18 protein-coding genes are annotated in these 20,972 nt (G+C 58.7%); 8 read left to right on the forward strand and 10 right to left on the reverse strand.

Going from position 1 to position 20,972, the window contains the following annotated elements; all coding sequences use genetic code 11:
- Positions 1–174 precede the first annotated feature (174 nt).
- Positions 175–1,356 carry a thiolase family protein gene (locus JFU37_RS01655; protein WP_201112199.1) on the forward strand — a complete coding sequence of 394 codons (1,182 nt, stop codon included), beginning with the start codon at positions 175–177 and terminating at the stop codon, positions 1,354–1,356.
- Positions 1,357–1,406: 50 nt separating this feature from the next.
- Here the strand turns inward: JFU37_RS01655 and JFU37_RS01660 are convergent, their stop codons facing one another.
- The 3 genes from JFU37_RS01660 to JFU37_RS01670 are packed head-to-tail and all read right to left on the reverse strand — an operon-like array spanning position 1,407 to position 4,039.
- Positions 1,407–2,231: an SDR family NAD(P)-dependent oxidoreductase gene (locus tag JFU37_RS01660; protein ID WP_201112201.1), complete on the reverse strand. Its 825-nt coding sequence runs from the start codon at positions 2,229–2,231 to the stop codon at positions 1,407–1,409.
- A 26-nt stretch (positions 2,232–2,257) separates the two neighbouring features.
- Positions 2,258–3,118, reverse strand: a complete 861-nt coding sequence (locus JFU37_RS01665) for a MaoC/PaaZ C-terminal domain-containing protein (protein WP_201112203.1) — start codon at positions 3,116–3,118, stop codon at positions 2,258–2,260.
- Between the two features lie 33 nt (positions 3,119–3,151).
- Positions 3,152–4,039: an alpha/beta fold hydrolase gene (locus tag JFU37_RS01670; protein ID WP_201112205.1), complete on the reverse strand. Its 888-nt coding sequence runs from the start codon at positions 4,037–4,039 to the stop codon at positions 3,152–3,154.
- A gap of 161 nt (positions 4,040–4,200) precedes the next feature.
- Here JFU37_RS01670 and JFU37_RS01675 point away from each other — a divergent pair, with 161 nt between their 5' ends.
- From JFU37_RS01675 to JFU37_RS01690, 4 genes are all read left to right on the forward strand, one after another.
- Positions 4,201–5,352 carry a thiolase gene (locus JFU37_RS01675; protein ID WP_201112207.1) on the forward strand — a complete coding sequence of 384 codons (1,152 nt, stop codon included), beginning with the start codon at positions 4,201–4,203 and terminating at the stop codon, positions 5,350–5,352.
- Positions 5,353–5,372: 20 nt separating this feature from the next.
- Positions 5,373–6,191: an enoyl-CoA hydratase-related protein gene (locus tag JFU37_RS01680; RefSeq protein WP_242485686.1), complete on the forward strand. Its 819-nt coding sequence runs from the start codon at positions 5,373–5,375 to the stop codon at positions 6,189–6,191.
- Position 6,192: 1 nt separating this feature from the next.
- Positions 6,193–7,341: an epoxide hydrolase family protein gene (locus JFU37_RS01685; RefSeq protein WP_201112209.1), complete on the forward strand. Its 1,149-nt coding sequence runs from the start codon at positions 6,193–6,195 to the stop codon at positions 7,339–7,341.
- 135 nt (positions 7,342–7,476) lie between these two features.
- The gene (locus JFU37_RS01690; protein ID WP_201112210.1) at positions 7,477–8,283 is read left to right on the forward strand and encodes a metal-dependent hydrolase; all 807 of its coding nucleotides are present in this window, start codon (positions 7,477–7,479) and stop codon (positions 8,281–8,283) included.
- A 57-nt stretch (positions 8,284–8,340) separates the two neighbouring features.
- Here JFU37_RS01690 and JFU37_RS01695 read toward each other — a convergent pair whose 3' ends face one another.
- The gene (locus JFU37_RS01695) at positions 8,341–9,417 is read right to left on the reverse strand and encodes a glycerol dehydrogenase (RefSeq protein ID WP_201112211.1); all 1,077 of its coding nucleotides are present in this window, start codon (positions 9,415–9,417) and stop codon (positions 8,341–8,343) included.
- A gap of 155 nt (positions 9,418–9,572) precedes the next feature.
- Between JFU37_RS01695 and JFU37_RS01700 the strand changes: the two genes are divergently transcribed.
- Genes JFU37_RS01700 through JFU37_RS01710 form a run of 3 tightly spaced genes read left to right on the forward strand, consistent with a single transcriptional unit; the run spans position 9,573 to position 12,060 of the window.
- Positions 9,573–10,367 (forward strand): enoyl-CoA hydratase/isomerase family protein, encoded by a 795-nt coding sequence (locus JFU37_RS01700; RefSeq protein WP_201112212.1) that lies wholly within the window; start codon positions 9,573–9,575, stop codon positions 10,365–10,367.
- 6 nt (positions 10,368–10,373) lie between these two features.
- Positions 10,374–11,288, forward strand: coding sequence for an alpha/beta fold hydrolase (locus JFU37_RS01705; RefSeq protein WP_201112213.1), 915 nt, complete (start codon positions 10,374–10,376; stop codon positions 11,286–11,288).
- Entirely contained in the window at positions 11,281–12,060 is a 780-nt protein-coding gene (locus JFU37_RS01710) for an enoyl-CoA hydratase/isomerase family protein (RefSeq protein WP_201112214.1), read from the forward strand. The genes JFU37_RS01705 and JFU37_RS01710 overlap by 8 nt, the downstream gene beginning before the upstream one ends.
- Positions 12,061–12,108: 48 nt before the next feature.
- Here the strand turns inward: JFU37_RS01710 and JFU37_RS01715 are convergent, their stop codons facing one another.
- Genes JFU37_RS01715 through JFU37_RS01740 form a run of 6 tightly spaced genes read right to left on the reverse strand, consistent with a single transcriptional unit; the run spans position 12,109 to position 20,767 of the window.
- Positions 12,109–12,555 (reverse strand): acyl-CoA thioesterase, encoded by a 447-nt coding sequence (locus tag JFU37_RS01715; RefSeq protein ID WP_201112215.1) that lies wholly within the window; start codon positions 12,553–12,555, stop codon positions 12,109–12,111.
- 10 nt (positions 12,556–12,565) lie between these two features.
- On the reverse strand, positions 12,566–14,785 hold the full coding sequence (locus tag JFU37_RS01720) for an acyl-CoA dehydrogenase (protein WP_201112217.1): 2,220 nt from the start codon (positions 14,783–14,785) through the stop codon (positions 12,566–12,568).
- A gap of 17 nt (positions 14,786–14,802) precedes the next feature.
- Positions 14,803–16,359: a class I adenylate-forming enzyme family protein gene (locus tag JFU37_RS01725; RefSeq protein ID WP_201112219.1), complete on the reverse strand. Its 1,557-nt coding sequence runs from the start codon at positions 16,357–16,359 to the stop codon at positions 14,803–14,805.
- Positions 16,352–17,506 carry an acyl-CoA dehydrogenase family protein gene (locus tag JFU37_RS01730; RefSeq protein WP_201112221.1) on the reverse strand — a complete coding sequence of 385 codons (1,155 nt, stop codon included), beginning with the start codon at positions 17,504–17,506 and terminating at the stop codon, positions 16,352–16,354. The genes JFU37_RS01725 and JFU37_RS01730 overlap by 8 nt, the downstream gene beginning before the upstream one ends.
- Before the next feature lie 2 nt (positions 17,507–17,508).
- Positions 17,509–18,711, reverse strand: coding sequence for an acyl-CoA dehydrogenase family protein (locus JFU37_RS01735; protein ID WP_201112223.1), 1,203 nt, complete (start codon positions 18,709–18,711; stop codon positions 17,509–17,511).
- A 37-nt stretch (positions 18,712–18,748) separates the two neighbouring features.
- A complete protein-coding gene (locus JFU37_RS01740; protein ID WP_201112225.1) occupies positions 18,749–20,767 on the reverse strand; it encodes an oxidoreductase in 2,019 nt (672 codons plus the stop codon).
- Positions 20,768–20,972: the final 205 nt, after the last annotated feature.

A 20,972-nucleotide genomic window follows, 5' to 3' on the forward strand; every position in this document is an offset into this window, starting at 1 on the left:
AGTTCCAGACCTGCGTAACATCCGCAACTTCCAATAACTGACTGTTTGACATTTTTTAGAGTCTGCCGCAGTGTTGCAGGTGGGTCAATACTCAAGACCCTGGCAATTGCATATATGCCGGTCCGAAGTGAAGACAGGCGATGACTCCAGATCAAAAAAACAAGAGGAATTTTCATGACCACGGCTCCAGAGCGCCAAGCGATCATCTCCGGCATCGGGCAATCGGCAGTCGGACGCAGGCTTGGGCGTAGTGGCCTGGACCTGACGCTGGAAGCCATATTGGCGGCGCTGGAGGATGCCGGCCTGGACCGCAAGGAAATCGACGGTGTTGCCAGCTGGCCAGGCTACCGTGCCGATATGCCGGCGTTTTCCCCGGTGTCCATCGGCCAGGTCAAGGAATCGCTAGGCCTGGAATTGAGCTGGTACAGCGCGGGTAACGAAGCCACGCAGATGAGTGCCTTGATCAATGCCTGCATGGCGGTCGCCTCAGGCCAGGCCAGGCACGTCATCTGTTTTCGTACCGTCACCGAATCCAGCGCGTTGGCTACGGGCGTGCGTTCAAGCTCCGTTGGAGGAGAAGGGCGCGTATCGGGCTTTGGTGAATTCCAGGTGCCGTTTCAGGCTGCCTCGGCCGCCAACTGGGTGGGGTTGGTTGCCAGCCGTTATTTCCATGAATTTGGCGCGACCCGCGAGCAACTGGCGGCGGTTGCCATCAACGCCCGTCGCAATGCCGCGCTCAACCCCAAGGCTGTCTATCGCGAGCCTTTGAGCATGGAGCAGTACCTGACATCGCGGATGGTTTCGACGCCGCTTTGCCTGTACGACTGCGACGTGCCGGTCGATGGGTCGACGGTGCTGATCGTTTCTCACCGTGATACGGCGCCGGACCTGCGTTCTCGGGCGGTCAACATCGAATCAATCTGTGGCCCGTTCACCGGTCGCGACGCCTGGGATCAGATGGGCGACCTGACGCGCTATTGCGCCGAAGAGGCAGGTCGGCGGCTTTGGCAGCGAACCGATTACAAGCCTGCTGATGTGAAGGTCGCCGCGCTGTATGACGGTTTCAGTTTCCTCAGTCTGCTTTGGCTGGAGGGCCTGGGCTTCTGTGGGCGCGGTGAGGCGGCGGCGTTCGTCGAAGGCGGTCAGCGCATTGCTCTGGACGGCCAGTTGCCAATGGCCACCCATGGCGGTCAGCTGTCGGCCGGACGACTACATGGGCTAGGTCATGTGCATGAGGCCGTGGTGCAATTGCGCGGCGAAGGCGGGGCGCGGCAAGTACCGGGTCAACCGCGTCTGGCGGTGGCAAGTAATGGCGGCGGCCCTTTGGCCGGGGCCGTGCTGCTGTCCAGCGAGTAACCCTTGCCCGAAGGCTTGCGGCATTCAATCCGCAAGCCTTCGGGTACTGCTCAGGCGTGATAGAGGTTCCACTCGCCGGTGGTGGGTGAACGCGTCCAGCCGCTAGAGGCGATGGCACCGCCATCCACCGGTACGGTCAAGCCGGTAACATAGGACGACATGTTCGACGCCAGAAACACCACAACGCCAGCCAATTCATCGGTCGATCCGGTACGCCCAAGAGGGATGTAACGATCGCGGGCGGCTTTGCCGGCTTCGCCGCCAGCTTCCATATAGGGTCTCAAACCGTCGGTCATGATCATGTCTGGCGCCAATGCATGCACGCGAATGTCATGCCCGGAAAGCTCCAGCGCCATCGAACGGCTGAAACTGATCATGCCGGCCTTGCAAGCGGCGTACACGGCAAAGCCCGGCGCCGCTCGCAAGCCTTCGCTGCTGGCGATATTGATGATCGTACCGCCTTGGGCGGCTTCAACCATCACTTTCGCGGCAGCCTGGGTCGCGGTCAGCATGCTGATAAAGTTGAAGTCGATATGGCGCCGCCAGCTGCGTTCGCTTTGTTCCAGAAAACTGCCGTTGCGCACGCCGCCGGCATTATTGACCAGGATGTCGAGGCGGCCGAAATGCTCGGCAGTCCGCGCCACGGCTGCGGTGATCTGCTCCGTATGGTTGACGTCGGTTTCCAGGAACAGCGCCTGGCCGCCTTCTGTCTCGATGGCGTGCACCAACTGCTCGCCGCTGGCCCGGTCGATATCGGCGATGGCCACGTGGGCTCCGAAGCGGGCCAGGTTCAGGGCAATTCCGGCGCCGATACCATTGGCCCCGGCTGTAATCAGGGCGACTTTTCCGTCCAAACGAATGTCATTGGGTGTCATGAAGTGCTCCATGGCTGTCAGTGGCCTTAGCTTCTGAGTTCGGCTCGACCGTTATTGATGACTACTACATCGCGTTCAACGCTGCGAACCCGAAATGAGATGACCGGGCCATCGATCCAGATTTCCGTGCGGAAGGTTTCACCGGGGTACGCGGGGGCGGTGAAGCGCCCGAAGATGGACGCAATCTGGCGACCATCGAATGCACACACCGCTTGCATGATCGCGCGCCCCGCCAGACCCCAGGTGGCCAGTCCGTGCAGGATCGGCCGTTGAAAACCGGCCTTGGCGGCTACCGCTGGATCGGCGTGCAAAGGGTTCCAGTCGCCATTCAAGCGATAGAGCAGCGCCATGTTTTCGGCAGTAGCCAGATCGATGATGTAGTCAGGGGCACGCTCGGGCACGGTGTGGGGCGCTGGGGCACTGCGTTGCGGTCCGCCGAAACCGCCGTCGCCGCGTGCCAGCATGGTCTGGCTGATGGTGCACAGCGGCTCGCCACTGTCAGCCTCCAGAATGCGTCGCTCGTAAGTGATCAACGCGCCTTTGTCAGCACCCTTGTCGATGATGTCGACGACCCGCGATTTGCCAATAACCCGGGCCTCGGCGGGCAACGGCTTGTGCAAGACCAGTCCCTGCTCGGCGTGCACGATGCGCACCCAATCGAGACCTGTGTCGAGGGTGCGCGGCCAATAGCCGGGATGAGCGAGCACCACGCCCATAGTCGGTACCGCGCGCAACTCGGCTTCATACACCAGGGGCAACTGATGGGTGTCCAGCGGATCGCTGCCGTAGCCCAGGCTCAGGGCGTACAGAATACTGTCCTTGTGGGTGTAGCTCTGCTGTGTATCGGGGATCTGCAGATCAAGCAGCTTGTGGTAATCGATGGCCATGGTTCGGGTCCTCGGGCTGACAAAAAGCAGGGGTTAGGCAAGCAGCGCGCGCAACGTGCTGATCAATGCAATGGGTTGGTCGAACATCAAGTGGTGGTGTCCGTCGGGTATGGCGATGGGGCCGCGTGCATCCGCGAGGTGGCTGGCGATGCGCCGGGCCATGGTTGGGCTCACTACGACGCTGCGTTCGCCGAACACATACGCGACGGGGCGCTTGATCCTGGACAGGAGGTGTTCGCCGTCGGCCTCGCGTGCACCACCGGGTGGCAGATTGACGTCGAATTTCCAGCGCACGCCGGTAGCCGTCGTGCGCAGTGAGTGCCTTGCCACATGTTCGACCAGGCAGGGCATTGCGTCGGGCTGCTGCGGTAGTAGCCGGAAACGTGCAACGGCGCTTTCAAAGTCCGGGTATTCGCGATCACCGCGAATTTTTGCCGGCTCTCTGACCGCTTCCTGGTCGGAAAACACTACGTAGCTGTCAATGATGATCAGCTGCTCGAACAGCTCCGGACGATCTGCACAAGCACGTAGCACGCGGGAGCCACCGTAGCTGTGGCCGATTGCAATCAAGTGCGGCGTGTCCAGCCACTCGGCGACGGCAATGACATCTTCGGCCAGGGTATGCGGGCCATAACTTGTGCGGTGGGCACTGTCGCCCATTCCGGACAGGTCCAGGGCGATGACACGGTATTGGTCGGCGAAGAAGGGGGCAATGAAATCCCACCAGTGCGCGTGTCCACGAAAGCCGTGAACGAACAGCAAAACAGGTTTGTCATGTGCTTCGAAGTTCCAGGACAGCAGGTGCAGGCGGCTACCGTTGGCTTCTATGAAATGTGAGCGTCCCGGGTTGTCCAGCGCCCACTCGAACCAGGCGGGACGCCCCGTAGATTCATTGGTTTGATGCTGTGGGGTTTCGCTCATGGGGGCGGTCCTTTCAATGGCCTGTTTTCGGAATATTCCTGGCGCTATTGCAGCGCTCTGCAGCTTAGGCTAATTTGTCTTCATAGCTGATACTATGTTAGTTATTAATTCGAAGTCCAGACCAATCGCCGGTTTCGACCGGACCGAAGCGGAGTGCAGTAATGGAGCGTTTTCCTCGAGGGCAGGTGGCAATCGTCGGCGCTGCCACCTTTGGCATGGGCGAGTCCCCTGGCATGCGACCGCTGGACCTGGCAGCCAAGGCCGCCGTCTTGGCACTGAAGGACGCCAACGTCAGCTTGAAGGAAGTCGATGCATTGTTCGTCTGCACACCAGATGACGCATTGTCAGGTCTGAGCGCAGCGGAATACCTCGGCATTCAGCCACGCTTTACAGAAAACAACCGGACCGGCGGGTCGGCATTCCATTCTCATGTGATTGCCGCAACGCTGATGCTCGAAAGTGGTTACTGCGACACGGCGTTAATTATTTATGGCAGTAACCAGCGCACAGCGTCCGGCGGGCTTGTGTCCATGCGCCTGGCTTCGCCCTACGAGAAACCCTACAAGCCGCTGACGCCGCTGTCCTCCTATGCACTGGCGGCAGCGCGGCACATGCACCAGTACGGCACGACCCGCGAGCATCTGGCCGAGGTTGCTGTGGCAGCGCGCAAGTGGGCTCAGCTCAACCCTGATGCTTTCGCCCGCGACGAACTGACAATCGAGGATTGTTTGAAAGCGCGAATGGTCTCCGACCCTTTGAGCGTGCGGGACTGCTGCCTGGTCACCGATGGCGCAGCGGCGATTGTGCTGACTCGCTCCGACCGCGCCCGTGACCTGCAAGCGAGCCCGGTCTATCTGCTTGGCGGTGCTGCCGCCACCTGGTACTCCGGTGTCGATCAGTCGCAAGACCTGACAGTCACGGCCGCGCGTGAATCGGGCCAACGCGCCTACGCATTGGCCGGAGTTACGCCGGCGGATATTGACGTGGTGCAGCTATATGACGCTTTCACCATCAATACATTGCTGTTTCTCGAAGACCTTGGTTTTTGCCCGAAAGGCGAGGGCGGGCACTTCGTTTCGAACGGCAACATTGCCCCGGGCGGTTCGTTGCCGGTCAACACCAATGGTGGAGGTTTGTCCTGTTGCCACCCCGGCATGTACGGGCTGTTCACTATCGTCGAATCCTGCCTGCAACTGCGTGGCGAGGCCGGGCAGCGGCAAGTCGCCAATGCCCGGTTGGCCCTTGCACACGCAAACGGCGGCACATTGTCGAGCCAGGCCACGTTGATCCTCGGCACAGCTGAGACCCTTTGATCCACTGGAGAGAGACTTTCATGAGCGCCACTGTCACAGGCACGCCAATGCAATATGTGCACACTGAAATCCGCGATCGGATCGCTGTCGTTACCCTCAACCGCGCACCGGTCAACGCCCTCGATTCGGTTGCTGTCCGTGAGCTGACCGCCACCTTTAATGCCCTGGCGCGGTCCACCGAGGCCAGTGTGATCGTATTCACTGCACCTGGTGATCGGCTGTTTTGTGCGGGCATCGACCTCAATGACTCAGCGCGTCGACATGCTCGTACGCCAGCCGAGGGTGACACCACCATCGATCTGCTCGACCCGGGGGCGGTGGTGCGCGAGTGTTTCTGGTCGATCCTCGATTGCCCGCTACCCGTCATCGCGGCAGTCAACGGCAAGGCTATTGGTGCCGGGCTGGTACTGGTGGCGTGCTGTGATCTGATTATTGCGTCCGAGAATGCCACCTTCTCCGTTCCGGAAATCAAGGTCGGTGTGCTCGGTGGTGCGCGGCACCTCCAAAGGCTGGTCGGGCCGTTCAAGACGCGCAAGATGTTTTTCACTGGCGAAGCAGTTCCGGCGCAAGAGTTCTATCGATTGGGCGCTGTCGAGGAAGTCGTCGCACCTGAGAAGTTAATGGACACTGCCCTGGGGCTGGCCGCCAGTATTGCTCGCAACAGTCCGATTGGTTTGCGTTTGGGCAAAGAGTCCCTGACGCGGGTCGAGGACCTGGGGCTCAAGGAAGGTTATCGTATCGAGCAGGATTACACGGGCCGGGTGACGCGCTACAACGATTCCACTGAAGCGCGCCGTGCCCAAATGGAAAAGCGCGATCCGAACTGGACCTGGAGCTGATATGAAAGCCTTCGAAGTGCAATGGACCGATGCCGAAATCACGCGGGTGATGCGTAAGGTCGAAGATTGTCGGTTGCCCCCGGCGCCTGTCGATAGTGGCTGGACGCTTGGCTGTGACAGTGATTTCTTGCACCGACTGCAACGCCACTGGCTTGAGTCATTCGACTGGCAGGCTTGCCAGGACCGGCTCAATCGTTACCCGCAATTCATCGTCGAGATCGACGGCCTGGACGTGCATTTCGTCCATGTCAAAGGCGAAGCCGAAGGTCGTCGGCCATTGCTGTTGACCCATGGCTGGCCGGGTTCCCACTTGGAATTCTGGGATGTCATCGAGCCGCTAGCGTTCCCGTCACGTCATGGAGGCAGTGCGGACCAGGCCTTCGACCTGATCATCCCGAGCCTGCCGGGCTTCGGTTTCAGCGGCAAACCTGCAGGGGTTTTCGGTCAGCGTCAGACGGCAACCCTGTGGAACAAACTGATGACCGACGTACTCGGCTATCCGCGCTACCTGGCCCAAGGCGGGGATTGGGGCGCTATCGTCACGTCCTGGCTTGGTCTGGACCATGGCGATCATGTTGAGGCGATTCATTTAAACCTGTTGGGTTTTCGCTCGCTGACGCCGCCGCGCGATGACGCCGAGCTCAATTGGCAGCGACAAGCGGAAGCGGCTCAGCGGGGCTACAGCGGTTACGCCGCCGTGCAAATGACCAAGCCACAGTCGATTGCCTGGGCAACTGCCGACAATCCAATGGGCCAGGCAGCATGGATTCTGGAGCGCTTTCATGATTGGGCGGATTTGCGCCAGCGCAGCTTCGAACAGGTATTCGACCTGGACGCTTTGTTGAGCAACATCGTGCTGTATGTGATGACCGGTAGCTTCACCAGTGCGCTTTGGTATTACCCCGGGGTGGTCATAGACGGCTTCACGATCTTGCCGGCCGGTGTTCGCTGTGAAACTCCGACCACCTTCGCCCAATACTCGGGTGATGCGCTTACACCCGTACCGCCACGTAGCCGAATTGAGCTGGTGTACAACCTGACCGAGCTGACATCTCTGCCTGAAGGCGGGCATTTTGCGGCTATGGAAGTGCCTGGACACTTCGTCGAAGACATTCGCCGCTGGGGCGCATCCGTAACGACAAGCCGTTAGTCCGAGGGCATCCGCGACAATTGACGCGGAGCGAGGATCGGAATACAACTGACAAACAGTCATTTATTATTCTAGCCGTTGGGTGCCTGCGACCCGACTTGAGCACAATCAATAACAATAAGAGGAACCGTGGTGATGAAAGTCCGTCTACCCAACTTCGATTTTTCCAGTATTCGACCTCATTGGGCACCGGTTCATGAGTTTGCCCAGAGCTACAATGCATTTTCCACGGTCCCGGCGCATATCGAACCGTTTCTGGTAAAAGTCATGATGCGCGTCAAGGAAGCCCTTGGCGAAAGCCACCCGAAATTGCGTGAAAGCATCGAGATTTTCAACAAGCAGGAAGTACAGCACTGCAAGCAGCATGTGGCTTTCAACAAGATGTTGTACAAGTCCGGCTACGAAGGCATGCAAACCCTGGAGAAACCCTACAAGGATGACTATCAGCGTTTCCTCGAGACAAAATCGCTGCGCTTCAACGTCGCCTATTGCGAAGGTTTCGAGGCTATGGGCTCTTCGGCCGGGCAGGTGTTTTTCGAAGAACTGAACGAGTACCTCGAAGGTGCCGACCAAGAGGCAGTGGACTTGTGGAAGTGGCACCTGGCAGAAGAGTTCGAACACCGGGAAGTATGCTTCCAGGCCTATAAAGCGCTGTATGGCAATGGACTCTTCGCCTGGCTATACCGGGTCTGGGCCTTCGGCTATGCGGTCAAGCACATCGGTTCGCATACCGCGCGGGTGGCGGCCTACTTGACTGACAAAGATCGAGAGGGCATGACCGAGGAACAGCGCCAGGCGTCGATTGAGCGCCAGAAGCTGCTGAAGGCAAAAATCGCCAAGGCCAGCAAGAAGCGCTTGGTCAAGGTGCTGTCACCGTTCTACAACCCGGCAAAAATGATTCCATCCCCGGGCATGGCTGAGTTGCTCGCACGCTTCTCCTGATTCCGAACAGCAAAAAAGGGAGCCTAGGCTCCCTTTTTTGCTGTCCAGATGACGATGTTACTCACCCAACTGTTCGACGCGCCTGATTGCCGCTTCCAACTGGCCGGCGTTTACGGGTGGAGAGAAGCGCGCGGCACTCGGGCTGACCATGGACTTCTCCGCCAACTCATGAATTTCTTCGGCGCTCGGTTGCAATAGACCGAAATCCTGCAGTCGGGTCGGTAGTCCTATCTCCCGATAAAAACTGTACAGCTCTTCAATGAATGCCGACGGCCGTTTCTCCAGCACCAATTGAACGAGCAGGCCATAGGCAACGTGGTCGCCGTGCAAAGTACCTCGGGCGCGCTGCAAGTAAGAGAAGCCACGGGCAATCGCATGGGATACCGACAGACCGCCGTTCTCGAAACTGATCGTGCTGAGCAGTACAGTGGCTTCTATCAGCGCTTCCAGGTCGTCGGTTACCTGTTTGGCTTCTACGGCGCGTAAGGCCGGGGCGGCGTACTTGCGAATGATGCTGTAGCAGGCATCGGCGGCCATCAGACCCGTGAGCGATGCCGGGGTGCCAAGCAGGGTAGGGGCGCCGGCGGATGCACATGCTTCAGCTTCGAATTTCTTTGAAATGGCATCGCCGATACCCGCCCGCAGAAAGCGAGCCGGTGCATTGGCAATGACGCCCGTATCGACCAGCACCAAGTCCGGGTTACGTGGCAAATGAAGGATGTCCTGCATGATGTGTTCATCGTCGTAAACGGCGATAGCGGCACTGGCAGGGCCATCGTTCGAAGCGATGGTCGGCACGCTGACGCTACGCAAGCCCAGCTTCAAGGCAACACCTTTGGCAGTGTCCAGTGCCTTCCCGCCGCCTAAACCAACCACCATGTCAGCACCAAATCGCAAGCTGTCCTGTGCCAGAGCAGTAATCGCGGCATGGGTGATTTCCCCCGGAAAGACTTCAAGTGCGCAGGCAACGTCGGCTGCCTTGAAACTCGCCAGCACGCGGTCGCCCAGCAACCGGGCCATATCGGCGTCGGTGATCACCAAAGCGCTCCTACCCAGTACTTTGCAATGGCGTCCCAGTTCATCCAGTGCTGCGTCGCCCTGAACATAGCGCGAGGTTGCCGCAAATATCCGCATGGGAAGCTCCTAAAAATGAATGTCAGTTGGTTATTGTATTTTTATTTGGCTTTTTTGGCTTGCTTCACTGTTTATGCTGATATACATTCTACACATAACTGACCAAATGTCAGCTTTTGAGTGAGCTTAACAACAATAACCCGTGGAGGGTGATGATGAATTTCGCTGAATATAAGACGATTGCTTTTGAACGTCGTGGCCGTGTTCTCAACGTGACTTTCAACCAGCCCGAGAAACTCAATAGCTTCGCCGGGCCATCGCATACAGAACTGTCATGGCTGTTCTACGATCTGGTCGAAGACACTGAAAGCGACATCATCGTAATCTCCGGTGCCGGGCGCGCCTTCAGTGCTGGCGGCGATATCGAGTACATGCAGTGGCTGCATGACAACCCGACCGAGTTCTATCGCTGCGTTCGCGAAGCCAAGCGCATCGTTAACGGCATGCTTGAGTGTGACAAGCCAATCATTGCCAAAGTCAACGGTGATGCGATTGGCCTTGGGGCCACCGTCGCGGTGTTCTGCGATGTGGTTTTCGCATCCGAAACTGCACGCTTTGGCGACCCGCACAACAATGTTGGCCTGATCAGCGGCGATGGTGGTCAGATCATGTGGCCGTACCTAATGGGTTATGCCCGTGCCAAGCATTATCTGTTCACCGGCGAGAAGTTCACTGCCAAGCAAGCCGTCGAGTTTGGTATGGTCAACGCTGCCCTGCCGGCCGCTGAGCTGGACGCCTACGTCGATGCCTATGCGGACAAACTGGCGGCCATGCCGGTGCAGTCGCTGCGCTGGAGCAAATCGACCATCAACGTACCACTGCGCCAGATGGCGGCGAGCATGATGGACGTGGGTATGGCATACGAGAACGTTTCGTCGGCGAGCAAGGATCATGTCGAGGCCATCGCGGCCTTCCGTGAGAAGCGCGCACCTAAATTCAATCAGCGTTGATCAAACATGCTGAGCGCCTCTTTCGCCCAGGCAGCCTTAGGCCGCCGCGCCCTGGAGGTGCCCAGCTGGTTTAGCTGGGCTATCGCCCAGGCGGGACAATCACGTTGCGTCAGCGTCGAGGGTATCGAGCTACATTACCTGAGCTGGTCGCCACTCAATTCAGACAAGCCGGTGTTGCTGTTTGTGCATGGTCTGCGTGCGCATGCGCATTGGTGGGACTGCATAGCGCCGTTCTTCGCCGAACATTACCGGGTTGTTGCCCTCGATCTTTCCGGGATGGGTGACAGTGGTCATCGTTCGGACTATCCGTTCCAGATCGCTGCTGCCGATATCGTCGGCTTTATAGAACAGACGGGCCTGGGGCCGGTCATTGCCGTAGGCCATAGCTACGGGGGAGCGCGGGTGCTGCGTGCCTGTGCCGATCGCCCCGATCTTTTCCAGCGGCTGATCATTCTCGATGCACTGGTGGTTTACCCCGAGGACATTCCGCCCTTCGATCCGGTAAAGCCTTCGCCAAGGCGCTACTACCCGGACCGCGAAACAGCCCTGGGGCGTTACCGCCTATTGCCGGAACAGCCAGGCGCACTGCCCTACATCGTGGACCATATCGCCAGGCATTCACTGGCCGAGTATGAGCAAGGCTTTTGCTGGAAGTTCGACCCGATGTTGCCCTCTGGGGTTGCCTATGAGGAGACCGCTGCCAGTTTGCTGCCCAGGGTCCCGCGGCAGGTGGATTTCGTCTACGGCGAGCAAAGCGCGATCGTTTCCAGAGCCATGGCCGAACGCGTTGTCGCGGGGTTGCCTGATGGGCGAGGACCGTTCGGCATACCGGGCGCCTACCATCACATGATGATCGATCAGCCTCTTGCACTTATCGCGTTGATACGCGGACTTCTCGCCAATGGAGCCAAATATGAATGACCTGGTTTTGCTGGAACGTCACGGTGCCGTGGCGGTTGTGACGTTGAACAATGCCAAGACCCGTAATGCCTTGTCTCGAGATTTGCTCACCGTTCTTGCAGATTGTCTCGAGACACTTAACGACGACGTGGAATGCCGGGCAATTGTGCTCAATGGTGCCAATGGGCATTTTTGTTCCGGTGGCGATGTTTCCGGCATGTCGGCCGAGCGCCCGCTACCCGTAGGCCGTGGACGGATGGTGCTTGGGCATCGTGTGGTCAAGGCAATGGTTTCGGGCAACAAACCGGTGATCGCCGCCGTGCAAGGCTATGCCGCGGGCGCCGGGTTTTCATTGGCTGCAGCCGCCGACTATGTCGTGGCAGCGCCAAGTGCCAAATTCGTTTCATCCTTTGCCAAAGTAGGGCTGGTACCCGATCTTGGATTGCTCTGGAGTCTTCCCCAGCGCATCGGTATAGCTCAGGCACGACGGTTGTTCTACAGCGCTGCGGTGGTCGAAGCGGAGGAGGGTTTACGGTTGGGGATCATCGATACGTTGGTCGCCGATGCTGACGATTTACTGTCGACAGCACTCAACCTGGCACAAAGCTTCACCGCCCATGCACCGCTGTCGGTAGCGCTGGTACGTTCGGCGTTGTCCCGCGGCATGGGCACCCTGGATGAGGCGCTGGGTTACGAGATGGATAACCAGGCGGCGTTGTACCTGACTCAGGATCATCGTGAAGCGGTCGAGGCGTTCATGAACAAACGCCCTCCCAATTTCAGAGGGGTTTGACAACGAGGAGGTCGCCGGCTTAGGGCTGGCGACTTCGCAGTTGCAGGGTCAATTGTGTGCAAGGGCACCGAATCGCTCTCTGAACTCATCAGGTATTTGCACGACTTTCGATGCGACAAAATCGAAGAACACGAAGCCATTTTTTGCCAGGGCGATCACGCTCGCGTCTCGCTGGCGGGTAATGCGGTAAGTAAAATCCCCTCCATACGTATTCAGGTCAGCCACTCCTACCTCTATAAGCAGTTGATCATTGAAATAGGCGGGTGCCTTGTAAAGCGTTGCAAGGTCAGTGATCAGTGTACCGCTGCGGCTGTTGGCGACATCCTCGGGTGGCATTCCGTAATGGCACAGGAACAGTGTGCGTGCATCCGAAATCAAGGAAATCAACGTGTCGTTGCCCAAGTGATTTCCGGCATTGATTTCGCTCATCCGTACCCTGAACGTTGTGCTGAAACAGAACGATTCTTCCGGGAGCTCAAGTTGCAAGCGTGGCATCTATGGATCCTCAGGTCCGGGAACGCGGCATGCCCAATGCCTGTTCGGCAATCAGGCTGCGATGGATTTCGCTGGTACCGCCGTAAATAGTCATGCCGATCGACTGCCGATAGCCAAGTTCCACATGCCCCAGTCCGCTGTTTGATTGCAGCAAGGTGTCGGGTGCGCAGAGGTCCATCAAGTCGAGCGCGTCACGCTGGTACTGTTCCGTGGAAAACAGTTTGGACATCGGCCCGAATGCGGCACGGCCAGGCACTTGCTCCTGTACTCCCCAAATGGTCCGATAGCACAGGTCGCGGGCAATGGTCGTGTGTACCGCTACACGCGCCAATCGACGCTGTACATCGGCATTCGCCAACATGGGTTGGCCATCGCGCTGAGTAGATTGCGCCCATTCCAGCGCATGCTTGTACATGTTATCGAAGCTGATGCGGTACTGGTCACCGCCGTGCTCCAGTTCCAGAGTCGCGGCCATGACGGCGGTGCCGCCGTCAATGTCACCGATCCGATAGCGATCGGCGACGACAACTTCGCTCAAGTAGGTGATGTTGGTACGCTCATCCTGCAGGGTATGTACCGGATGCACTTCGATGCCCGGCAAGTCCATCGGCACCAGGAACAGCGTCAGACCCGCATGCTTGGGAACATCTGGATTCGTCCGCACCAGCAGGAAAACATAATCCGCAAGGTTGGCCGCGGTAGTGAACATCTTCTGCCCGTTGATTACCCAGTTGCCGTCGGGTGTGCGCGTGGCACGGGTCCTAGCGGCAAAAACGTCGGAGCCGCACGAAGGCTCGCTGAAGCCCAGGCAAGCCAATGCTTCGCCACTGGCAAAGCGGGGCAGGGCTTCTGTTTTGACTTCTTCGCTGGCGAAGCGCATGACGATCTGCGCTACCTGGTTGGTGATTGGGGTGGTGATGCGTTGCCAGTTGTGCGCTTCGAACACTTCCTGCAGGGCAGCCATGTCAAAAGAGTTCTTGCCTCTGCCGCCGAATTCAACTGGCCAATGAGGAAACAGCAGACCTGCGTCAGCCAGCATGCGGTTAAAGCCGGCATGGTATCCATCGACCGAATGATGGGCGTGGGCTTTCAATTCATCGGTCAGATGTGTGCGGAAAAACTCTCGGACCTCTTCGGCGAAGAGTGCAGCTTGCGGCCCATGGCCAAATTCCAGATTGACCTCACCGACGTCCGGCAGGGCGACGGTGTGGCCGTCAGTCCACAAGCGTGCGGCAACCCTGTCCAGCTCAAGCTGCGGGTCGCCATTGAGCATTCCCCAGGCTTTCGCCCGGCGGTAATACAGTTGCACGTCGTATTCCAGCGAAACGCCGTAGCCACCAAAGGTATGCAAGGCACGGGCGACCGTACGTCCTGACGATTGCGTTGACCACCACCAGGCCATCGAGGTCAGTGCTGCGGCGTCGGGTTGTTGTCGCGCTATGCTCCAGACCGCATGTCGCACCAGCAGTTGGCCGCCTTCGATTTCGGTCAGGGCATCGGCCAGTGGGTGGGCGATCCCCTGGAAACCACCGATGGCCCGACCGAACTGCTGGCGTTCGCATGAATAGGCAGCGGCTAACTTCAATGCTTGATGAGCAAGGCCCATCAGCATCGCCGCCTTGAGCAATTTCCATTCTTCCACGGCTTGTTCGAATGCGTGGCAGGCCTCGGCACCGCTGGCAATTATGTGGCTTTCGACAGTGTTGTCATCGGCGGTGAGTATCTGCAGGCTGTCAGTGCCTAAGTTAGCGCTTGGCGTTTTTGCCGCCAGGCCCGTCATGGCCAGAATGGCATCGCCCTGACGAACAAGCACTGCAACCGCTGCATTGGCACCTGGCAGGGCAATGGATCGCCCCGCGCTGTAGGGCTGCGGAGCGAGGGTGATCAGTTTGCCCTGTTTAGCCTGATCGAGCAGCGCTGTGGCTGCCGAACTGTTGAGTTGTGCGAGCAGGCGCGCCGCAGGCAGCGATTCTGCCAGAGGCACCGAGGCCAGATGGCGTCCGGCTTCCTCGGCAACCAGCAATGCCTCCAACAGCCCCATGTTTGAACCTCCGGCGGATGCCGGGATGCGCATGGTTGTGATACCGAAAGCCACCAGTTGCTGCCACAGGTCGGCGTCGAACCCGCTGACTTCTGCCGCGCGGACGCGTGCAGGGCTGGACTCAACGCTGAGCAGACGGGTGACGGAGTTGAGCAACAATTGCTGCTCTTCGGATAAATTCAAGTTCATGGCAACCTCGCTTGGGTTCAGTTCGGTTGTGCGTAGAGCTTGCGCAGTTCGATCTTGTTGACCTTGCCGGTGACCAGCTTGGGCAGTGCATCGACCACAATGATTTTCTTCGGTTTCTTGTAACTGGCGATCAGCGCGCGGGTATGTTCGATGAGGTCGACTTCGCTCGAGCTTTCGCCTTGTTTGAAGGTGATGACCGCACAGACGCTCTCACCCCACTTGGCATCGGGAATTCCGATCACCGCGCATTCAGACACCGCAGCGTGCTGAAGCAGGGCCTCTTCGACTTCCCTCGAGTAGACGTTTTCGCCACCGGTAATGATCATGTCTTTTTTGCGATCGACCAGGTACAGGAACCCATCCTCATCGAAGCGCCCCATATCACCGGTATGGCACCAGCCATCACGCAGGGTTTGCAGGGTGGCGGCATTGTTGTTCCAGTAACCGCGGAACATGGCGCTACTCTTGGCTAGAATCTCGCCCGGCTGGTTAGGTGCACACTCGTTGCCATCCTCATCGACCACTTTGGCCAGCAAGTTGGGGTAGGGTTTGCCAACCGAGCCCAGGCGCTTGCGCTCCTGCTCGGTACCATCAGGTCGATGCTGTGCCGAGGACAGCGAGAACATGCAAATTTCACTCTGGCCGAACAGGTTGACGAAGTTGCAGCCATTGAACACATCGATGGCTTTTTTCAGTACCGGCACTGGCATGGGGGCCGCGGAGTAAATGATGGTGCGTACGCTGGAGAGATCTGCCTGGTTCACGTAAGGATGCTCAAGCACCATCTGCACCATGGTCGGTGCCAGTAGCAGTATGCTCAAACGTTCCTTCTCGATAGCCTTCAGTACATCCAGCGGTTCGAACTGACGCTGAAGATAGGCAGCGCCGCCACGCACATGTTGGGACAGACTGATGACCATGCCACCCAAGTGAAACATAGGCATAACGATCAGGGTGACGTCCGGTTGCTGCATGTCGATCAACCAGGTATCGACCTGAACCAACTGCCGATACTCCCGGTGACCCCAGATCACGCCCTTAGGTTTTCCGGTGGTCCCGCTGGTGTAAATCAGGCAGCAGATGTCTTCTTCGGTGGCGCGGATCGGTGGGCCGAGCGGATCGCCAGTGGCGGTGAAGTCTTCATAGCCGATGGCCCAGTCGCTCTCACCATCGATGCAGACAAAGGTCTCCACTGATGGCATCTCATGACGCAACTGCTCCATGATCGACAGGTACTGAGCCTCGAAAAAGAACAGACGAGGCGAGCCATCACGGACAATGCTGGCGATCTCAGCCGGAGCCAACCGGAAATTGACCGGTGCGAGGATATAGCCGGCCCATTGGGTGGCAGCCATGATTTCGCCGAACTCAATTGAATTCATCGAGAGGATCCCGACCCGATCCTGATGTTGCAGTCCGGCCACATGCAAGGCCGAGCCGATCAGTTTCGCGCTGGATAGCAGCTCGCCGTGGCTGATGCTTTTTTCGCCCAGAATATAAGCCGGGTCATTGCGATAAAAGCGAGCGCGTTGTTCCAGGTCATCGGCGAAAGATAGTGGCAGATAATCACGCATACAAAGCTCCTCCGATGGGTTGCTGCAGGCTGCCGGCAGCGCGAGTCAGGTGGAAATCGCTGTCGCCAAAGCGCTTTTCAAAAAGCACAGCTGCCTTGTAATGGTGGCCTACCGCATACTCATCGGTGGTGCCGATGCCGCCATGCAACTGAATGCCCTGGCTTGCAACGAAATAGTGGGCGCGGGCAATGAATACCTTGGCGCCGGACAGTGTCTGGCGCCGGTTCTCGACAGTCCCTGAGTCGAAGGCATTGATCGCGCTGAACAACATAGCCCGGGCCTGATCGGTTTCCACGAACATCTCCGCCATGCGATGTTGCAGGGCCTGGAATTGCGCCAGAGGCTTGCCGTATTGCACTCGCGTCTTGAGATAGTCAGCGGTCATGGCCATGACCGCTTCCATGGAGCCAACGCTTGCAGCACACAGTGCCAGGATGGCGCGGTCGAGACCGGCTTCGATGGCTTGTTGCACGACTTCACCGCGCAACAACATGTTTGCGTCGCTGACCTGCACGTCCTGCAAATGCAGGTCGGCGGCGCAGCTGCCGTCGATCAACTCATAGGTGTTGGCTGTCATTCCGACAGCCGCACGGTCGACCACAAACAGCGCCGCTTCGTTGCTTTCTTCAAGGATGGCGCTCACCAGAAAGTTATCCGCCACGCCGCCATGGAACACGCGGTGCTTATGGCCATTCAAGGCCCAGCCATCGGCAACACGTCGAGCACTGCTGCGCAGCTGCACCTGGTACTCATTGCGTGAGTCTTGTTCCTGATGGGCGAGGGCCATCACGGCTTCACCGGTGGCGATCGACGCAAGCAGGCGCTGGCGTTCGCCGGTATTGTCACTCGTGCCCAGGATGTGGGCGCAGAGCACGGCTGTGTCGGCCACAGGTTCGAGCAACAGACCATTACCCAGTGGCTCCATCAGCTGTGTCAGCTCGAAACTGCTTGCACCCAGCCCACCGTCTACTTCGGCGATTTCCAGCGCCAGCCAGCCCATGTCGGCGAAGTGCTGCCAGTGTTTGCGCGAGAAATGGGCTCCACTGGTAACGGTGTGCCGACGCTCTTCGAATACATAACGTTCGCGCATGTAGCGCTCGGCACTTTCTGCCAGCAGCTTGTGTTCATCAGTGAGATCGAAATTCATGATCAAAACCCGAAAGCCAGTTTGGCAATGATGTTCTTTTGTACTTCCATGGCTCCGCCAAAAATGGTGCAAGCGCGCAAGTACATGAGGTCTGCGGTTACGCCAGGCACGTGGGCCGGCCAAAGCGGGTCGCCAGAAGGATTGGCAAACGCCTCTTCGCGGCTGTAAACCCGCAGGCTGCGTTGACCCAATGCATCGGCCATTAGCTCGGTGAGCTTCTGTTGCAGGGACGACCCTCGTACCTTCAGCACTGAGGCGCAGGCGGCAATGGGGTGCCGGCTGGGGGCTTCATGGAGTACGCGCAGTACCGACCATTCGAGCGCTTCGACTTCCAGGCGCACCTGGGTGAAGCGCCGCACGAATTCGGGATCTTGCAGCAGCGGTAAACCATTCTTGTGTTCGGCACCGGCAATCAGGCGGATGCGTTCAAGGTCTGTGCGGGCCTTATAGATGTCGGCGCTGGAGGTGCGCTCGTTGGACAGCAAGAATTTGGCCTGGGACCAGGCCTGGTTGACTTCGCCGATGATGTTTTCCCGCGGGACCCGAACGTTGTCGAGAAACACTTCGCAGGTCGAACCCTCGCCGTTGATCATCGGGATCTGTCGCACTGTGACGCCGGGCGACTTCATGTCGATGATCATCATCGAGATGCCCTTTTGCGGACGGTCACTGTTTTCCGTACGAATCAGGAAGAAGCCTTGCTCGCAGTATTGACCTTCGGTGGTCCAGAGTTTCTGGCCGTTGACCACGTAGTGATCGCCCTCAAGCACGCCGCGGGTCTTTAGCGCGGCTAGGTCGGAGCCGGCACCAGGCTCGGAGAAACCTTGCGCCCACATCTCATCGCCATTGAGGATCGGCGGCAGGTAGCGTGCCTTTTGCTGCTCGCTGCCATAGGTGTAGAGCACCGGGGCAAGCAGGCGCAGGCCTTGCCAGCGAAGTTCTGGCGCGCCGGCGACTTTGCACTCGTATTCAAAGATGTGGGTCTGCAGATGGCTCCATCCGGTGCCTCCGTATTCGACCGGCCAGTGCGGTGCGGCCCAGCCTTGTTCATTGAGCACGCGGTTCCACCAACGGCGGTCGTCTTCGTTTGGCGGATGCATGCCGGTACGGCTGCGGCGAATGACATCTTCGGTCAACTTGTCCTTGAGAAAGGCCCGGACCGACTCGCGAAAGGCCAGATCCTCGGGGGAGAGCGTCAGTTGCATGATGGTTTCCTTGGGCAAGATCCAGTTCGGTTGAGCATCAGCACGCCAGCGGACGTAGCGGCGCATCGCTGGCGCACAGCCCGAGTACGGTCTGATAGGCATCGTGAACGGCATCGCCGATGCGTCCGCCCTTGCGCGCATCGCCGATGGTCGCTACAGCGATACCAGCTTCGAGCAAGTTATTGAGTAAGGTGTCATCGGGCCTGCGTCCCTGGGCGATCAATACGCCGAGGGTCTGCAGTTCACTTAGTGCACCGTCGTTGTGCTGCAATTGCACGCGACCGTCTTCGGCAATGGCGACGATGCTGCTGTTATCGATAATGCGTATACGGGGGTTGCTGGCCAGGCGTGTATTGAGCACGCCGCGATAGATCACTTCGGCCGAGCGCGCGAGTTGTTTTGCCGGTGAGCGGCTGACCAGTACCACTGCATAACCTTTTTCACTGAGCAGCTCGGCGGTTTCGCAGCCGGTCTCGCCGCCGCCATAGACCAGCAACGGTAAGCTCTCGTCGACGGCGGGGAAGTTTTGTGTGTGCCCCATTAGCAACTCATAGGCATCGCGCACATGGCTTGAGTCGATGCCTTCGATCGGCAGGCGCAGGGCTCTGCCGCCGATTGCCAGCAATACAATGGCCGGCGCACCGGGGCCGGACAGGGTGCTGGCATCGACATGACTGCTTAGATGCACCTGCACCGCACTTTTGTCGAGCTGGCGAATCAGGTAGTTCAAGTACCAGGTCAACTTATCCTTGAAAGGCGGTGCCGCCGAGGCGATCAAACCACCGCCCAGTTCGCCGCGGCTCTCATGCAACTCGGTGGCGAAACCGGCTTGCTGCAGCATCAATGCGGCGGCCATGCCGCCAGGGCCACCGCCGACAACCACTGCGCGCTGGCCGCGAAGGCTGCCAGCGTCAGGCAAGCGATCGAGTTCATGACCGCTACGGGGGTTCTCGGCACAGCCGATGGTGCCGTGGGCGCCGGAGCTGATGGCGACGCAATAGTTGCAGGAAGTACAGGGTCGGATATCCAGCGCGGCATCGCGCCGTGCTTTATTGGCCCACTCGGGATCAGCCAGCAGCGGGCGGCCAAGGGCGATCATGTCGGCATCACCGTCACGAATGGCATTTTCCGCTGTTTGTGGCCAGCGAATCTGCCCGACGCTGATTACCGGTACATTGACCGCTTCGCGGATGCGCCGCGAATAAGGCAGGCGCCAGCCTTCGGGAGTCGACATCGGTTCGATGACCTTGTCAAAACTGGTCCAGCCCAATCCCATGGACACATGCAGCGCATCGACGCCGGCAGCCACCAGCTTAGGTGCGATGCGCACCATATCGTCGATATCCAGGCCCTTGGGGGTGAATTCGTCTGCCGAGAGTCGATAGATCAACGGACGGTCGCCGATGCTCTGGCGCACCCGTTGGATTACCCGGCGAGGAAAATTCAGACGACGCTCTTCATCGCCACCCCAGGCGTCATCACGATGATTGCTGAAAGGCGAGAGGAAGGATGTCAGCAAATAGCCATGGGCACCGTGCAATTCAAAGGCCTGATAGCCAGCCAGTACGCCTAGCTCGGCGCTGCGGCCGAAGCATTCGATCAAGTGTTCGATTTGCTCTTCGGTCATGCCGCGTGCGACCAGTCGCGTAGGATCCGAGCGTGAGCCAATATCGCTCGGCGCCCAGGGCATGCCGTCCTTGACCAGGTCACGTTTGGCGCCTTGGCCGCCATGTTGCAGCTGCAGGCAAGCCACGGAGCCAGCCGAGGTGATGGCTTCGACCAAGCGCTGATGGCCTGCTACGAAGGCGGGCGTTTCCAGCGTCAGCTGACGGTGCTCAGAGCGGCCACTGGCTGCATCCACACAGCAAAACTCCACCACGATCATGCCCGTACCGCCTTCCGCACGTTCGCGATAAAAGGCGATCTGCTGCGGCGTCACTTGACCGTCATGGCCGGCCAGATTGGTTGACATCGGCGCCATGACCGTTCGGTTGGGAATGTCCAGGTTACGCAGTCGAATGGGTTCGAACAGATGTGGGTAGGGCACGGTGGACATCAGCTGACTCCTGGCTTTTTCGCTTATCGCACGCGTGTCCACTGGGGCATTGACGTGGACGCATGAAAAGCTGCTGGTTTGTTGTTATGTGATAAAGCTGACGATATATCAGTTATTTTTCGAATGCCAGTGGTTATTACGTCCCTGTTAACTCGTAGGGCAGAAGGGCGCCTGAATCCGGGAAAATCCGCTAGTCCAATTGGAC

Source organism: Pseudomonas sp. TH41 (assembly GCF_016650695.1).
In the GTDB taxonomy this organism is placed as follows: domain Bacteria; phylum Pseudomonadota; class Gammaproteobacteria; order Pseudomonadales; family Pseudomonadaceae; genus Aquipseudomonas.

Excerpts from the sequence above, each read along its gene's own strand:
- JFU37_RS01695 (WP_201112211.1), bottom strand. The coding sequence starts at position 9,417 with ATGCGGATATTTGCGGCAACCTCGCGCTATGTTCAGGGCGACGCAGCA.
- JFU37_RS01710 (WP_201112214.1), top strand. The coding sequence starts at position 11,281 with ATGAATGACCTGGTTTTGCTGGAACGTCACGGTGCCGTGGCGGTTGTG.
- JFU37_RS01705 (WP_201112213.1), top strand. The coding sequence starts at position 10,374 with ATGCTGAGCGCCTCTTTCGCCCAGGCAGCCTTAGGCCGCCGCGCCCTG.
- JFU37_RS01660 (WP_201112201.1), bottom strand. The coding sequence starts at position 2,231 with ATGACACCCAATGACATTCGTTTGGACGGAAAAGTCGCCCTGATTACA.
- JFU37_RS01690 (WP_201112210.1), top strand. The coding sequence starts at position 7,477 with ATGAAAGTCCGTCTACCCAACTTCGATTTTTCCAGTATTCGACCTCAT.
- JFU37_RS01715 (WP_201112215.1), bottom strand. The coding sequence starts at position 12,555 with ATGCCACGCTTGCAACTTGAGCTCCCGGAAGAATCGTTCTGTTTCAGC.
- JFU37_RS01665 (WP_201112203.1), bottom strand. The coding sequence starts at position 3,118 with ATGGCCATCGATTACCACAAGCTGCTTGATCTGCAGATCCCCGATACA.
- JFU37_RS01655 (WP_201112199.1), top strand. The coding sequence starts at position 175 with ATGACCACGGCTCCAGAGCGCCAAGCGATCATCTCCGGCATCGGGCAA.
- JFU37_RS01700 (WP_201112212.1), top strand. The coding sequence starts at position 9,573 with ATGAATTTCGCTGAATATAAGACGATTGCTTTTGAACGTCGTGGCCGT.
- JFU37_RS01730 (WP_201112221.1), bottom strand. The coding sequence starts at position 17,506 with ATGAATTTCGATCTCACTGATGAACACAAGCTGCTGGCAGAAAGTGCC.
- JFU37_RS01680 (WP_242485686.1), top strand. The coding sequence starts at position 5,373 with ATGAGCGCCACTGTCACAGGCACGCCAATGCAATATGTGCACACTGAA.
- JFU37_RS01670 (WP_201112205.1), bottom strand. The coding sequence starts at position 4,039 with ATGAGCGAAACCCCACAGCATCAAACCAATGAATCTACGGGGCGTCCC.
- JFU37_RS01675 (WP_201112207.1), top strand. The coding sequence starts at position 4,201 with ATGGAGCGTTTTCCTCGAGGGCAGGTGGCAATCGTCGGCGCTGCCACC.
- JFU37_RS01685 (WP_201112209.1), top strand. The coding sequence starts at position 6,193 with ATGAAAGCCTTCGAAGTGCAATGGACCGATGCCGAAATCACGCGGGTG.
- JFU37_RS01720 (WP_201112217.1), bottom strand. The coding sequence starts at position 14,785 with ATGAACTTGAATTTATCCGAAGAGCAGCAATTGTTGCTCAACTCCGTC.
- JFU37_RS01725 (WP_201112219.1), bottom strand. The coding sequence starts at position 16,359 with ATGCGTGATTATCTGCCACTATCTTTCGCCGATGACCTGGAACAACGC.
- JFU37_RS01740 (WP_201112225.1), bottom strand. The coding sequence starts at position 20,767 with ATGTCCACCGTGCCCTACCCACATCTGTTCGAACCCATTCGACTGCGT.
- JFU37_RS01735 (WP_201112223.1), bottom strand. The coding sequence starts at position 18,711 with ATGCAACTGACGCTCTCCCCCGAGGATCTGGCCTTTCGCGAGTCGGTC.